The organism is Isoptericola variabilis 225 (genome assembly GCF_000215105.1).
In the GTDB taxonomy this organism is placed as follows: Bacteria; Actinomycetota; Actinomycetes; order Actinomycetales; family Cellulomonadaceae; genus Isoptericola; species Isoptericola variabilis_A.
Genome location: NC_015588.1, coordinates 1,279,998 through 1,294,668 on the forward strand (window position 1 = coordinate 1,279,998; position 14,671 = coordinate 1,294,668).

10 protein-coding genes and 1 pseudogene are annotated in these 14,671 nt (G+C 74.5%); all 11 read left to right on the forward strand.

The window, feature by feature from the left end:
- The first annotated feature begins 16 nt into the window (after nt 1-16).
- The 11 genes and pseudogenes from ileS (at nt 17) to ISOVA_RS05940 (ending at nt 14,657) form a co-directional block, all read left to right on the forward strand.
- A complete protein-coding gene (ileS, locus tag ISOVA_RS05890; protein WP_013838331.1) occupies nt 17-3,385 on the forward strand; it encodes an isoleucine--tRNA ligase in 3,369 nt (1,122 codons plus the stop codon).
- On the forward strand, nt 3,382-4,782 hold the full coding sequence (locus ISOVA_RS05895) for a bifunctional folylpolyglutamate synthase/dihydrofolate synthase (RefSeq protein ID WP_013838332.1): 1,401 nt from the start codon (nt 3,382-3,384) through the stop codon (nt 4,780-4,782). The genes ileS and ISOVA_RS05895 overlap by 4 nt, the downstream gene beginning before the upstream one ends.
- Before the next feature lie 128 nt (nt 4,783-4,910).
- The gene (gene dhaK, locus ISOVA_RS05900; protein ID WP_013838333.1) at nt 4,911-5,906 is read left to right on the forward strand and encodes a dihydroxyacetone kinase subunit DhaK; all 996 of its coding nucleotides are present in this window, start codon (nt 4,911-4,913) and stop codon (nt 5,904-5,906) included.
- Nucleotides 5,907-5,958: 52 nt separating this feature from the next.
- Entirely contained in the window at nt 5,959-6,609 is a 651-nt protein-coding gene (gene dhaL / locus ISOVA_RS05905) for a dihydroxyacetone kinase subunit DhaL (protein WP_013838334.1), read from the forward strand.
- Nucleotides 6,606-7,376 (forward strand): dihydroxyacetone kinase phosphoryl donor subunit DhaM, encoded by a 771-nt coding sequence (dhaM, locus tag ISOVA_RS05910; RefSeq protein ID WP_013838335.1) that lies wholly within the window; start codon nt 6,606-6,608, stop codon nt 7,374-7,376. The genes dhaL and dhaM overlap by 4 nt, the downstream gene beginning before the upstream one ends.
- Nucleotides 7,377-7,433: 57 nt before the next feature.
- Nucleotides 7,434-8,033 (forward strand): TetR/AcrR family transcriptional regulator, encoded by a 600-nt coding sequence (locus ISOVA_RS05915; protein WP_013838336.1) that lies wholly within the window; start codon nt 7,434-7,436, stop codon nt 8,031-8,033.
- A gap of 77 nt (nt 8,034-8,110) precedes the next feature.
- Nucleotides 8,111-9,706: an MDR family MFS transporter gene (locus ISOVA_RS05920; protein ID WP_013838337.1), complete on the forward strand. Its 1,596-nt coding sequence runs from the start codon at nt 8,111-8,113 to the stop codon at nt 9,704-9,706.
- A complete protein-coding gene (locus tag ISOVA_RS05925) occupies nt 9,703-10,149 on the forward strand; it encodes a DUF4233 domain-containing protein (RefSeq protein ID WP_013838338.1) in 447 nt (148 codons plus the stop codon). Before ISOVA_RS05920 ends, ISOVA_RS05925 begins: the two co-directional genes overlap by 4 nt.
- Nucleotides 10,150-10,178: 29 nt before the next feature.
- A complete protein-coding gene (ndk, locus tag ISOVA_RS05930; protein ID WP_013838339.1) occupies nt 10,179-10,646 on the forward strand; it encodes a nucleoside-diphosphate kinase in 468 nt (155 codons plus the stop codon).
- 61 nt (nt 10,647-10,707) lie between these two features.
- Nucleotides 10,708-14,296 (forward strand): annotated as a pseudogene (gene smc / locus ISOVA_RS05935) (chromosome segregation protein SMC).
- Nucleotides 14,297-14,306: 10 nt separating this feature from the next.
- A complete protein-coding gene (locus ISOVA_RS05940; protein ID WP_013838340.1) occupies nt 14,307-14,657 on the forward strand; it encodes a hypothetical protein in 351 nt (116 codons plus the stop codon).
- The last annotated feature ends 14 nt before the right edge of the window (nt 14,658-14,671 follow it).

The following is a 14,671-nucleotide window of genomic DNA, read 5'->3' on the forward strand; positions in this document are numbered from 1 at the left end:
GTCCAGGAGCCCACCCATGGCCTATCCGCTGCACCGCTCGACCACCGACCCGAAGAGCCCGGGCGCCGCGTTCGGCATCGCCGGCGTGCCGGCCTCCCCGCAGCTGCCGCAGATCGAGCGCGACGTCCTGGCGTACTGGGAGCAGGACGACACGTTCCGCGCGTCGGTCGAGAAGAACCCCGCGGGCGAGGACGGCAGCAACGAGTTCGTCTTCTACGACGGCCCGCCCTTCGCGAACGGCCTGCCCCACTACGGTCACCTGCTCACGGGCTACGTCAAGGACGTCGTCCCGCGCTACCAGACGATGCGCGGCCGGCGCGTCGAGCGCCGCTTCGGCTGGGACACGCACGGGCTGCCCGCCGAGCTCGAGGCGATGAGCCAGCTCGGCATCAAGACCAAGGACGAGATCCTCGAGCTCGGCATCGAGAGGTTCAACGACGCCTGCCGCCGCTCGGTGCTCAAGTACACCTCGGAGTGGCGCGACTACGTCACCCGCCAGGCGCGCTGGGTCGACTTCGACAACGACTACCGGACGCTCAACCCGACCTTCATGGAGTCGGTCATCTGGGCGTTCAAGCGCCTCTACGACTCCGGGCTGGTCTACGAGGACTTCCGCGTCCTGCCGTACTGCTGGAACGACCAGACGCCGCTGAGCAACCACGAGCTGCGCATGGACGACGACGTCTACCAGACGCGCCAGGACCCGGCCGTCACCGTGGGCCTCGAGGTCACCTCGGTGCCCGACGCCGCGGCCGCGGCGGGCCTGCAGCCCGGAGACAAGCTGCTCGTGTGGACGACGACGCCGTGGACGCTGCCGTCCAACCTGCTCGTCATGATCGGCCCCGACATCGACTACGTCGTCGTCGAGTCGGCGCACACCGGCTCGCCGCTGCGCTACGTGCTCGCCGAGGCCCGCGTCGACGCGTACGCGCGCGAGCTCACCGACGACGGCGCGGACGCCCCGCGCGTCGTCGCGCGCCTGACCGGCCGCGACATGCTCGGCGCGACCTACACGCCGCCGTTCTCCTACTACGAGGGCCACGAGCGCGCGCACCGCGTGGTCGAGGCCGACTTCGTCACGACGACGGACGGCACCGGCCTGGTGCACAGCGCCGGCGCGTTCGGCGAGGACGACAAGATCGTGTGCGACCGCGAGGGCGTCGCGTCGGTCATGCCCGTGCGCGCCGACGGCACGTTCACGCACCCGGTCGACGAGTACGCGGGGCTGCAGGTCTTCGACGCCAACCACCCGATCATCGACCACCTCAAGGCCCGCACCCGCGGCGAGGACCAGGCGGGCGCGACGACGCCCGGCACGGTGCTGCTGCGCCGCGAGTCGTACGCGCACTCCTACCCGCACTGCTGGCGGTGCCGCCAGCCGCTGATGTACATGGGCGTGTCCTCGTGGTTCGTCGAGGTCACCAAGATCAAGGAGCGCATGCTCGAGCTGAACGAGCAGATCTCCTGGACGCCCGCCCACATCAAGCACGGCCAGTTCGGCAAGTGGCTCGAGAACGCGCGCGACTGGTCGATCACGCGCAACCGGTTCTGGGGCTCGCCGGTGCCCGTGTGGAAGAGCGACGACCCGGCGTACCCGCGCGTCGACGTCTACGGGTCCTTCGAGGAGCTCGAGCGCGACTTCGGCACCCTGCCGCGCAACGCCGCCGGGGAGCCGGACCTGCACCGGCCCTACGTCGACGAGCTCACGCGGCCCAACCCCGACGACCCGACGGGGAGGTCCACGATGCGCCGGGTCGAGGACGTGCTCGACGTCTGGTTCGACTCCGGCTCGATGCCCTACGCGCAGGTGCACCACCCGTTCGAGAACGCGGAGTGGTTCGAGCACCACTTCCCGGGCGACTTCATCGTCGAGTACATCGGCCAGACGCGCGGGTGGTTCTACACGCTCCACGTCCTGGCCACGGCCCTGTTCGACCGCCCGGCGTTCCGCACGGCGCTCTCGCACGGCATCGTGCTCGGCTCCGACGGGCGCAAGATGAGCAAGTCGCTGCGCAACTACCCGGACGTCAACGAGGTCTTCGACCGCGACGGCTCCGACGCGATGCGCTGGTTCCTCATGGCCTCGCCGATCCTGCGCGGCGGCAACCTCGTCGTCACCGAGGAGGGCATCCGCGACGCGGTGCGCCAGGTGCTGCTGCCGCTGTGGAGCACGTACTACTTCTTCACCCTGTACGCGAACTCCGCCGGTGACGGGTCGGGCTACGAGGCGAAGCCCGTGGTCGCCGAGCGCGTCGCGAGCCTGCCCGCGCTCGACCGGTACCTGCTCGCGCGCACGCACGACCTCGTCGCGCGCGTGACCGACCAGCTCGACGCCTACGACATCGCCGGCGCGTGCGAGTCGGTGCGCGACCACCTCGACGTCCTGACCAACTGGTACGTGCGCACCCAGCGCGACCGGTTCTGGGCCGAGGACCCCGACGCGTTCGACACGCTGTGGACCGCGCTCGAGGCGCTGTCCCGCGTCATGGCTCCGCTCGCGCCGCTGCTCACCGAGGAGGTCTGGCGCGGCCTGACCGGCGGCCGGTCCGTGCACCTCGCCGACTGGCCGGTGTCCGACGGCGCGGTCGAGCCCGCGCTCGTGGCCGACGACGCGCTCGTCGCGGCCATGGACGAGGTGCGCGCCGTCGTCTCGACGACGCTCGCGCTGCGCAAGGCCAACGCGCTGCGCGTGCGCCAGCCGCTCGCGCGGCTCACCGTGGCGGTCGACGACCCGGAGGCGCTCGCGGACTACGTCCCGCTGCTGGCGAGCGAGCTCAACGTCAAGCAGGTCGACGTGCTGCACGCCGACGCCGCGGCCGCCGAGCGGTTCGGCATCACCGAGCGGCTCGCGGTCAACGCCCGCGCCGCCGGCCCCCGCCTGGGGCGCGGCGTGCAGGCGGTCATCAAGGCCGCCAAGGGCGGCGCCTGGCACCGGGACGCCGACGGCGCGGTCGTCGTGGCGACCGACGACGGCGAGGTGCCGCTGCTCGAGACCGAGTACGAGCTGACGACCGTGGTCGCTCAGGGTGCCGGCGGGGCGGACGGCGCCGGCGACGAGGTCGCCGCGAGCGTGCTGCCGGGCGGCGGGTTCGTCGTCCTCGACCTCGCGCTCGACGACGCGCTGCGCGCCGAGGGCTACGCCCGCGACGTCGTGCGCGACGTCCAGGACGCGCGCAAGGCCGCGGGCCTCGAGGTCTCCGACCGGATCGACCTCGAGCTCGACGTGCCCGCCGCGCACGTCGCCGACGTCGAGGCGCACCGCGAGCTGGTGATGCGCGAGACGCTCGCCGTGTCGCTGGCCGTGGCCGGCGTCGACGGGGCCTCGCGCGCGGTGCGCGTGCGCAAGGCCGAGAACGTCGCCGTCGAGCAGGGGGAGGGTGCGTGAGCGCCGCGAAGAAGGGCTCGGGCAAGGCCGCGCGCGAGGCGGCCGAGGACGCCGTCGCGCGCGAGCAGCTCAAGGAGGTCTACGCGCACATCATGTCGCGTGCCCCCGAGCACGACATCGACCCGACGCTCGCGCGCGTCCAGCGCGTCCTCGAGCTGCTCGGCGACCCGCAGCACGCGTTCCGCTCGATCCACCTCACGGGCACGAACGGCAAGTCGTCGACCGCGCGCATGACCGAGCGCCTCGTGCGCGAGCACGGGCTGCGCACGGGCCTGTTCACGTCGCCGCACCTGACGAGCGTGACCGAGCGGATCCAGGTCGACGGCGAGCCGCTGAGCGCGGCGCGCTTCGTCGAGGTGTGGGAGGACGTCGCGCCCTACGTCGGCGTCGCGGACCGCGAGTCGGCCGAGGCCGGCGGCCCGCCGCTGAGCTTCTTCGAGGTGCTCACGGTCATGGCGATCGCGGCGTTCGCGGACGCGCCCGTCGACGTCGCGGTGATCGAGGTCGGCATGGGCGGCCGGTGGGACTCCACGAACGTCGTCGACGGCGAGGTCGCGATCCTCACCCCGGTCGGCATCGACCACGAGCGCTGGCTCGGCTCGACGCTCGAGGAGATCGCCACGGAGAAGTCGGGCATCGTCAAGGAGCGCGCGACCGTGGTCAGCGCGCTGCAGGCGCCCGAGGTCGACGAGATCCTGCGCGCCCGGGCGTCCGACGTCTCCGCGCGGCTGCTGCGCGAGGGCGTCGAGCTCGAGGTCGCGGGCCGTCAGCTCGCCGTCGGCGGCCAGCTCGTGAACCTGCGCACGCCCGCCGGCCTCTACACCGACGTCCCGGTGCCGCTGCACGGCGAGCACCAGGCGCACAACGCGCTGCTCGCCCTCGCCGCGGTCGAGCAGCTGCTCGGCGGACGGACCCTCGACGGGGCCGTCGTCGAGGCCGCGTTCGCCGACGTCACCGCGCCCGGGCGGCTCGAGCTCGTGCGGTCGAGCCCGACCGTGCTCGTCGACGCCGCGCACAACCCGCACGGCGCCGAGGCGCTCGTCGCGGCGCTCGAGGAGGCGTTCGGCTTCCGCACGCTCGTGGGCGTCGTGGCCGTCATGGCCGACAAGGACGCCGAGGGGCTGCTCGCCACGCTCGAGCCGACGCTCGCGTCCGTCGTCGTGACCCGGAACTCGTCGCCGCGCTCGGCGGACCCGCACGACCTCGCCGAGGTCGCGCGCGAGGTGTTCGGCGAGGACCGCGTGCAGGTGACGGAGCGCCTCGACGAGGCGATCCAGGTCGCGACCGACCTCGCCGAGCGCGACGACGCCGTCGGCGTCGGCACCGGCACGGGCGTGCTGGTCACCGGCTCGGTCATCACCGTCGCCGACGCGCGGATCCTCCTGGGCCGTGGCTGAGGCCCCGGGCGTCCCGTCGTGAGCGGCGTCCCGTGCGCTCCTCGCCGCGCGGGTGTTTGATGGTCCGCAGGGCGTGCGGGTCGCGCCGGGGCGGCCCGGCGCCTCGTGACGAGGAGGGACGTGCTGCGATGAAGAAGCTGCTCGACGACCCGGCGAACGCGGTCGCCGACTCCTTGGAGGGCTTCGGCCTGGCCCACGCCGACCTGGTCGAGGTCCATACGGACCCGTTCTACGTCACGCGCGCGAGCGGGGCCGTGCAGGGCAAGGTCGGCCTCGTGAGCGGCGGGGGCTCCGGGCACGAGCCGCTGCACGCCGGCTTCGTCGGCGACGGGATGCTCGACGCCGCCGTCCCTGGCGCCGTGTTCACGTCGCCGACGCCCGACCAGATCGCGCCGGCCATCCAGGCGTCCGACGGCGGCAAGGGCGTGCTCGCGATCGTCAAGAACTACACGGGCGACGTGCTCAACTTCGAGACAGCGGTCGAGCTCGCCGAGGCCGAGGGGGTCGAGGTCGCGAGCGTGCTCGTCAACGACGACGTCGCGGTCGAGGACTCGCTCTACACCGCGGGTCGGCGCGGCGTCGCCGGCACCGTGGCGGTCGAGAAGATCGCCGGCGCGGCCGCCGTGCGCGGCGACGACCTGGCGGGCGTGACCGCGATCGCGGAGCGCGTCGTGGCCAACGTGCGGTCGATGGGCGTCGCGCTCACCGCGTGCACCGTCCCGCACGTCGGCAAGCCGAGCTTCGACCTGGGCGACGACGAGATCGAGATCGGCATCGGCATCCACGGCGAGCCCGGTCGGCACCGCGTCGCGCTGAGCGGCGCGAGCGACATCACGCGCAGCCTGCTCGAGCCGGTCGCGGACGACCTGGGCCTCGCCTCGGGCGAGCGCGTGCTGCTGTTCGTCAACGGGATGGGCGGCACGCCGCTGTCCGAGCTCTACGTCGTCTATGGTCGGGCGCGGAGGCTGCTGGAGGAGCGCGGCGTGCAGGTGTCGCGGTCGCTCGTGGGCAACTACGTGACGTCGCTCGAGATGCAGGGCGCGTCGGTGACCGTGCTCCGGCTGGACGACGAGCTCGAGGCGCTGTGGGACGCGCCCGTGCGCACGCCCGCGCTGCACTGGTAGCACCCGCGGGCCGGTGACCGGCCCGAGGCCGTCGGGAGAGGGAAGGGGCGCGATGACGCTCGACGTGGCATGGTCCGAACGCTGGGTGCGACGGTCGGCGGAGGCGCTCGCCGCCGCCCGGGACGAGCTCACGGAGCTCGACCGGCAGATCGGCGACGGCGACCACGGGGAGAACATGCACCGCGGGTTCCGCGCCGTGGTGGCCAAGCTCGACGACGGCGCGGAGCGCACGCAGGTGGGCCAGGTGCTCAAGGTCGTCGCCACGACGCTCATGTCGTCGGTCGGCGGCGCGTCCGGCCCGCTGTACGGGACGGCGTTCCTGCGCGCGGGCAAGGTCACCGAGCGCGACGCGCTCGACGCGCACGGCGTCGTCGTCATGCTCGAGGCCGCGCTCGAGGGCATCACGACGCGCGGCAAGGCGACCACGGGCGAGAAGACCATGGTCGACGCGTGGCAGCCCGCGGTCGACGCCGCGACGCGCGCCGCGCAGGACGGCGCCGACCCGGTCGCGGTGCTCCGGGCCGCGGCCGAGGCGGCCGACGCCGGGGCGACCTCGACGATCCCGCTCGTGGCGACCAAGGGTCGCGCGTCGTACCTCGGCCCCCGCTCGGCGGGGCACGAGGACCCGGGCGCCCGCTCGACCGCGCTGCTGCTCGGTGCCGCGCTCGCCGCCGCGCTCACGGACGAGGTGCCTGCGGCGTGACCGTCGGCCTCGTCCTCGTCTCGCACTCGGTCCTGCTCGCCGAGGGCACGGCCGAGCTGGCGCGCGAGATGGCGCCCGACGTCGTCGTGCGCGTCGGCGCGGGCGACGCCGAGGGCGGCCTCGGCACGTCGCTCGAGCGGGTGCAGGCCGCGCTCGAGGACGTCCTCGCGCAGGCCGACGCCGCGATCGTGCTGGCGGACCTCGGGTCGGCGGTGCTCACCGTCGAGACCGCGTTCGAGGTCGACGAGTCGCTCGCGGGGCGGGCCCGCCTGGTCTCGGCCCCGTTCGTCGAGGGCGCGGTGGCCGCGGCCGTGACCGCGCAGCAGGGCGCGGGTGCCGACGCCGTCGCCGCCGCGGCCGAGGGTGCGGTGACGTCGATCGGCCAGCCCGGGCCGGTGCTCGAGCTCGTCGAGACCCGGGACACCGGGGGAGCGGCCGGCACCGTCCTCGCGGGCGAGGCTGTCGGCGTCGTCGAGGCGCCCGGCGCCGAGGCGCCCGGCGCCCAGGACGGCGTGGTGACCGCGCGCGTGACCGTGCCGAACCCGCTCGGGCTGCACGCCCGGCCGGCCGCGGTGCTCGCGCGCACGGTCGCGGACCTGGGCGTCCCGATGACGGTCGACGGCGTCGACGCGACGAGCGTCCTGCAGTTGCTCGCGCTCGGCGCCACGGGGGGCCGGGAGCTCGAGATCGCGGCGCGCGGGGAGCGCGCCGAGGCGGCCGTGGCCGTCGTCGTCGGCCTCATCGAGGGCGGCTTCGGCGAGGTGTGACGCGGCTCACCGGAAACTACAGTTGGTGAAAAAATGCAGCCGCTGCAGAATTGAGCGGTGACCGAGACGGAGCCTGGCCTGCGCGAGCGCAAGAAGCGCGCGCGGGCCGACGCGATCGTGGACGCCGCGCAGCGGCTCGTGCTCGAGCGCGGCCTCGACGCGGTCACCGTGGAGCAGATCGCCGACGAGGTCGGCATCTCCCCGCGCACGTTCTTCAACTACTTCGACTCCAAGGACGACGCCGTGCTCGGCCACCGGGCGCTCGACGTCGACCCGGCCGTCGTGGACGCGTTCGTCGGGGGTGGCCCCACGGGCGAGTTCCTGCGTGACGTCGAGGCGTTCGCCGTCGCGATGATCGGCGGCTTCGCCAGCTCTCCCGACCGGGTCGCGCGCACCTTCGCGCTCGTGGAGTCCGACCCCCGGCTGCTCGCCCGGCACGTCACGTGGCTCGAGGCGCACCGGGCCGAGGTCGCGGCGCTGTTCGAGCGCCGCCACGCCGCACGCCCCCTGCCCGCCGACGCCGAGCTCTGCTCGATGGCGCTCTTCCTGGTGCTGCGCGCGGCGGGGGAGCGCTGGGAGCGCGGCGGGCGCGTGGGCGCCGTCGCCGACCACGTGCGGGCCGCCGTCGCGCAGCTCGCGGCGATCGCCCGCGCCTGAGCGCGCCGGGCACCCGAGCAGCACCCCGCACACCCCGCACACCCCGCACCCGCCGAGACTCGAGACCTGAGGTCCCCATGAGCCACGCCCCCGCCCCCGCGCCGGACAAGCCGCTCGTCGTCCTGACGCAGCGCACGATCTGGCTGATCTTCGGCGCCCTCATGGCGTCGATGTTCCTGTCGTCGCTCGACCAGACGATCGTCGGCACCGCGATGCCCACGATCGTGGGCGAGCTCGACGGCGTGGCCCACCAGGGGTGGGTCATCACGGCCTACATCCTCGCCGTGGCCGTCGCGATGCCGCTCTACGGCAAGTTCGGCGACCTGTGGGGGCGGCGCTGGCCGTTCCTGGTCGCGGTCGCGCTGTTCACCGTGGCGTCCGCCGGAGCCGGGTTCGCCGGGACGATGCTCGAGCTCGTCGTGTGGCGGGCGGTCCAGGGCCTGGGCGGCGGCGGCCTGATGATCCTGTCGCAGTCGATCATCGCCGACGTCGTGCCCGCCTCGGAGCGCGGCAAGTACATGGGTCCGCTGGGCGCGCTGTTCGGCATCTCGGCCGTGCTCGGCCCTCTCCTGGGCGGCTGGCTCACCGAGGGCCCGGGCTGGCGGTGGGCCTTCTGGCTCAACGTCCCGGTCGGCATCGTCGCGCTCGCGATCGCGTGGTTCACGCTCCGGCTCCCGACGCACCGGTCGCGCCGCCCGGTCGACTGGGCCGGCATCGTCACCATGGCGGTCGCGACGACGGGCATCGTCGTCGTGACGAGCTGGGAGTCGATCGCGACGGGCGGCTACGACTGGGGCGACTGGCGCCTGAGCGGGCTGGTCGCGCTGACGCTCGCCGCCGTGGCCGCGTTCGTGGTCGCCGAGACGCGCGCCGCCGAGCCGCTCATCCCGCTGCGGCTGTTCCGGAACCGCACCTTCACCGTCACGACCCTCATCGGCCTCGTGCTCGGCATGGGCATGTTCTCGGCCATGGCGATGCTGCCGACGTTCCTGCAGATGTCGACGGGCGCCGGCGTGACCGAGTCCGGCTGGCTCATGCTCCCGATGATGGCCGGGATGATGCTCACCTCGATCGTGTCCGGCTTCGCGATCGCGCGGACCGGGCGCTACAAGGCCTACCCGGTGGCGGGTCTCGTCGTCGTGCTGCTCGGCATGGTGTGGCTCACGCGCCTGTCGGGCGACATGTCGATGTGGACCTTCGGCGCGATGATCTTCGTGCTGGGCGCGGGCACGGGCCTGGTCATGCAGGTCGTCGTGCTCGCGGTGCAGAACGCCGTCGACCCGCACGAGCTCGGCACCGCGACGAGCGCGAACAACTTCTTCCGCGAGATCGGCGCCGCCGTCGGCACGGCCCTGTTCACCACGATCTTCACCACGCGCCTGACCGAGAACCTCGGCTCGGTGTTCTCGGGCGCCGCGGGCGGCGCCGGCACGAGCGAGTCCTCGCTCACCCCGCACGCCGTCCAGCAGCTGCCCGAGCCGTTCCGCACCGGCGTCGTCGACGCCTACGCCGACGCGCTCGCGCCGTCGTTCTGGTACCTCGTGCCGCTCGTCGTCGCCGGCCTCGTGCTCGCGCTCTTCCTGCCCGTCATCAAGCTGTCCGACGTCGCGGGCATGGTCGCGCGGGGCGAGGCGGTCAGCGACCCCGCGCGCGCCGATATCGTGGACCGGTGAGCAAGGACGACCGCCCGCGCCCGGGCGACCCCATCAAGCCGAAGAAGCCCGCCAAGGTGCAGCTCGCCTCGGCGACGCTGCAGCTCGAGGCCTTCGTCGTGCTGTTCGCGGCGTTCGCGCTGTACGGCCTGCGCGACTCGGCGTACGAGCGCGGGCCCTTCGTCATCGCGTCTGCGACGGCGCTGTGGATCATCGCGGGCGTGCTGTTCGTCACGCTGCTCGTCCTCGCCCGGACGGTGTCGCGGCCCGGCGGCTACCTCGCCGGGTCGGTCGCGCAGGTCCCCGTGCTCGCCATGGGGCTCCTGCTGCCCATGATGTTCGTCGTCGCGGGCATCTTCGTGGTCATGTGGGTCGTCGCGCTCCGCCTCGGCGGCCGCATCGACCGCGAGCGCGCCGAGTACGACGCCGCGCACCCCGAGACGGCCCCGAGGGTGGACTCCTGAGCCCTCGGCCCGCCGGTAGGGTTCTGGCTATGACCGACGTCGCGCAGAACACCGTGCCCGCCGAGCCCACCACCCCCGCCGCCGAGCGCACGCTCGTCCTCGTCAAGCCCGACGGCGTCCGCCGGGGCCTGTCCGGCGAGGTGCTGCGCCGCATCGAGGCCAAGGGCTACACGCTCGCGGCCGTCGAGCTCAAGAGCGCGACGCCCGAGCTCCTCGCGGAGCACTACGCCGAGCACGCCGGCAAGCCGTTCTACGGCCCGCTCGTCGAGTTCATGCTCTCGGGCCCGATCCTCGCCGTCGTGGCCGAGGGCCAGGGCGTGATCGCCGGCTTCCGCTCGCTCGCCGGGGCCACCAACCCGACCGAGGCCGCCCCCGGCACGATCCGCGGCGACCTGGCCCGCGACTGGGGCCTGAAGGTCCAGCAGAACCTCGTGCACGGCTCCGACTCGGTCGAGTCGGCCGAGCGCGAGATCGCCCTCTGGTTCCCGCACCTCTGACGGCGGCGCGGGAACGGCGGATCTCCGCGGTTTCCGGCCGCCGCGCGGTTAGGCTCACCAGGTGCACCTCAAGACGCTCACGCTCCGGGGCTTCAAGTCGTTCGCCTCGGCGACGACGCTGAGCTTCGAGCCGGGCATCACGTGCGTCGTCGGGCCCAACGGCTCGGGCAAGTCGAACGTGGTCGACGCCCTGGCGTGGGTCATGGGCGAGCAGGGCGCCAAGTCGCTGCGCGGCGGCAAGATGGAGGACGTCATCTTCGCCGGCACGTCGGGCCGCCCGCCGCTCGGCCGCGCCGAGGTGTCGCTGACGATCGACAACACCGACGGCGCCCTGCCGATCGAGTACACCGAGGTCACCATCTCCCGCACGCTGTTCCGCAGCGGCGGGTCGGAGTACGCGATCAACGGCAGCTCGTGCCGGCTGCTCGACATCCAGGAGCTCCTGAGCGACTCGGGCATCGGGCGCGAGATGCACGTCGTCGTCGGGCAGGGACAGCTGGACGCCGTGCTGCGCGCGACGCCCGAGGAGCGCCGCGGCTTCGTCGAGGAGGCCGCCGGCGTCCTCAAGCACCGCAAGCGCAAGGAGAAGGCGCTGCGCAAGCTCGAGGCGATGGCGGGCAACCTCGCGCGGCTCACGGACCTCACCACGGAGCTGCGCCGCCAGCTCGGCCCGCTCGGGCGGCAGGCCGAGGCCGCGCGCAAGGCCCGCACCGTGCAGGCCGAGCTGCGCGACGCGCGGTCGCGCCTGCTCGCGGACGACCTCGCCCAGCTGCAGGCCCAGCTCGAGCAGGAGCGCGCGGACGAGCGCGCCCTCCGCCGGCAGCAGGCCGCGACCGAGCAGGCCCTCGGCAAGGCGCGCGAGCGCCTGGCGCGCCTCGAGGTCGCCGCCGCCGGCACGACGGCCGAGGCCGGCCGCGCCGCCAACACCTTCCACGCGCTTACCGCGCTGCGCGAGCGGCTGCGCGGGCTGCGCACGCTGGCCGACAAGCGCGTGCGCCTGCTCGGGTCGGCCGAGCCCGAGCACCGGGGCCAGGACCCGGCCGAGCTCAAGGCCCAGGCCGAGCGGGCGCGGGCGTCGGAGGCCAAGCTGACCCCCGAGGTCAAGCTCGCGCGCGCGGCGCTCGAGGACCCCGTCGCCCCGCGCACCGCCGCGAAGGAGGCCGCCGCGGCGGCCCAAAAAGGAGCTCCGCCACCTGCTGCGCGGCGCGGCGGACCGGCGCGAGGGCCTGGCCCGGCTCGCGGGGCAGGTCGCGGCGCGCCGCAGCCGGGTCGAGGCGGCGGACGCCGAGCTCGAGCGCGTCCGCGCTGCCCTCGAGGAGGCCGAGAAGCGGGCGGACGAGGCCACGCGCGAGTTCGCCGCTCTCGAGACCCAGGTCGTGGGCGCCGAGGAGGGCGAGGAAGGGCTCGACGCCGAGCACGAGGCGGCGACGCGCGAGCTCGAGGAGGCGCGCGCCGCCGTCGCCGCGCTCGAGGAGGCGGCCGCCGCGGCCGACAAGGACCGCGCGACGTGGAGCGCGCGCGTCGAGGCGCTCGAGCTCAGCCTCGACCGCAAGGACGGCGCCGGGGCGCTGCTCGCGGGCGACGTGCCGGGCGTGCTCGGCTCGGTCGCCGCGCTGCTCGGCGTCGAGCCGGGGTTCGAGGACGCGGTCGCCGCCGCGCTCGGCCCGCTCGCCGACGCCGTGGCGGTCGAGAGCCTCGACGCCGCGGTCGACGCGCTGCGGTCGCTGCGCGACGACGACGCCGGCCGCGCGGGCCTCGTCGTCGGCTCGCCCTCGCCCGTGTCAGAAGCCGGGTGGGACGGAGCCCACCAGCGTTCTGACACGGTGCCCGACGGCGCCCGGCGCGCCACCGACGTCGTGACCGTCTCGGGACCGGCCGCCGGGGCGCTGCGTGCCGTGCTCGCCGACGTCGTCGTGGTCGACGACCTCGCCGAGGCCCGCGCGCTCGTCGCGGCGCACCCCGAGGTCGTCGCCGTCACACGGGCGGGAGACCTGCTCGGCGCGACGCGCGCGTGGGGCGGCTCGGCCGCCGCGCCCAGCGTCCTGCACCTCACGTCGGCGCTCGAGGAGGCCCGCGCCGGGCTCGAGGAGGCCGTGGCCCGCGGCGAGCGCTGCCGCTTCGAGCTGGGCGGCGCGCGCGACCGCCTGGGCCGCGCCCAGGAGCGCCACGACGAGACGCTCGAGCGCCTGCACGAGTCCGACGCCGCGCTGGCCGCGGTCGCGGAGCAGCTCGGCACGCTCGGCGCGGCGCAGCGTGCGGCACGGGCCGAGGCGGACCGCCACCGCGCGACGCTCGAGCAGGCGCTCGCGCGCCGCGCGGCCGACGAGGCCGAGCTCGCCGAGCTGGCCCGCCGCCTCGAGGTCGCCGAGGCGGAGCCCGCGCAGTCCGACGAGGCGATCGCCGAGGCGCAGGCCGCGCGCGACGCGCGGCAGGCCGAGGCGACCGCGGCACGCACCGCCGAGACGGAGGCCCGTCTCGCGCTGCGCACTTCCGAGGAGCGGGCGCGCGCCGTCGCCGGACGTGCGGCGGGGCTCGCCCGCGCCGCGGCCCAGGAGCGGCAGGCGCGCGAGCGGGCCGCCGCCCGCGCCCGGGCGCGCGCCGCCCAGGCCGAGCGGGCCGCCGCCGTGCGCACCGACGCGACGACCGCGCTCGCCGCCCTCGACCGGTCGATCGAGCGGGCGCGGGACGAGCGCGCCGCGGCCGACGAGGCGCGCGCCGCGCGCCAGGCCGAGCTCGACGCGGTGCGGGCCGACGTCGAGCGGCTGACGGCCGAGCTGCGCGACCTGACGGACGTCGCGCACCGCGACGAGGTCGCGCGCGCCCAGCAGCAGCTGCGCCTCGAGCAGCTCCAGGCCCGCGCGGTCGAGGAGCTCGGGACGGACCCCGACGCGCTCGTCGAGGAGTACGGCCCGCACCGCCCCGTGCCGGTGCCCCGCCCGGAGGACGCCGCTCCCGACGAGCCCGACCCGGAGCCGGTGCCCTACGTGCGCGAGGAGCAGGAGCGGCGGGCGCAGGCCGCCGAGCGCGCGCTCAGGCGCATCGGCACGGTCAACCCGCTCGCGCTCGAGGAGTTCGCCGCGCTCGAGGAGCGGCACCAGTTCCTCACGACGCAGCTCGCGGACCTCAAGAAGTCGCGCGAGGACCTCCTGCACATCGTCGAGGAGATCGACGAGCGCGTGCAGCAGGTGTTCGCCGAGGCGTTCCGCGACACCGCCGCCCAGTTCGAGCGCGTGTTCCCGCGCCTGTTCCCGGGCGGCGAGGGCCGGCTCGTGCTCACCGACCCGTCCGACCTGCTGACGACGGGCATCGAGGTCGAGGCGCGCCCCGCGGGCAAGAAGGTCAAGCGGCTCTCGCTGCTCTCGGGCGGCGAGCGCTCGCTCACGGCCGTGGCGTTCCTGGTGTCGATCTTCAAGGCCCGCCCGAGCCCGTTCTACGTCATGGACGAGGTCGAGGCCGCTCTCGACGACGTGAACCTGGGACGCCTGCTGGAGATCTTCCGCGAGCTCCAGGAGGACTCCCAGCTCATCGTCATCACCCACCAGAAGCGCACCATGGAGATCGCCGACGCGCTGTACGGCGTGACGATGCGGGGCGACGGTGTGACGACCGTCATCTCGCAGAGGCTGCGCGAAACCGCCGACGCATTGTGAGAATGTCCCCGTGATCACCTACGTCCTCTGGGTCGCGCTCAGCATCCTGCTCGCCCTCGCCGTCTTCCTCGTGGCGAGCGTGATGGAGCGCCGCGACGCCCGCTCGGAGGACGCGCCCGGCGGGCTCGTGCAGTTCTGGCGCGACTTCCGCTCCGGCCTGCGCCGGGGCGACCGGCGCCGCACCCCCAAGCCCGTCGACACCGACATGGACGCGTTCTTCGCCGCGACGGTCGAGTCCGCGCCGGGGTACGTCGACGCCGAGGAGCTCACCGACGTGCTGCAGCGCGCCCGCGAGCAGGCGCGCCACACGCTGCACGTGGGCCACGTCGAGGTGAGCCGCCCGGCCCGCAGGAGCGCCTGACGTCACAGTGCGTC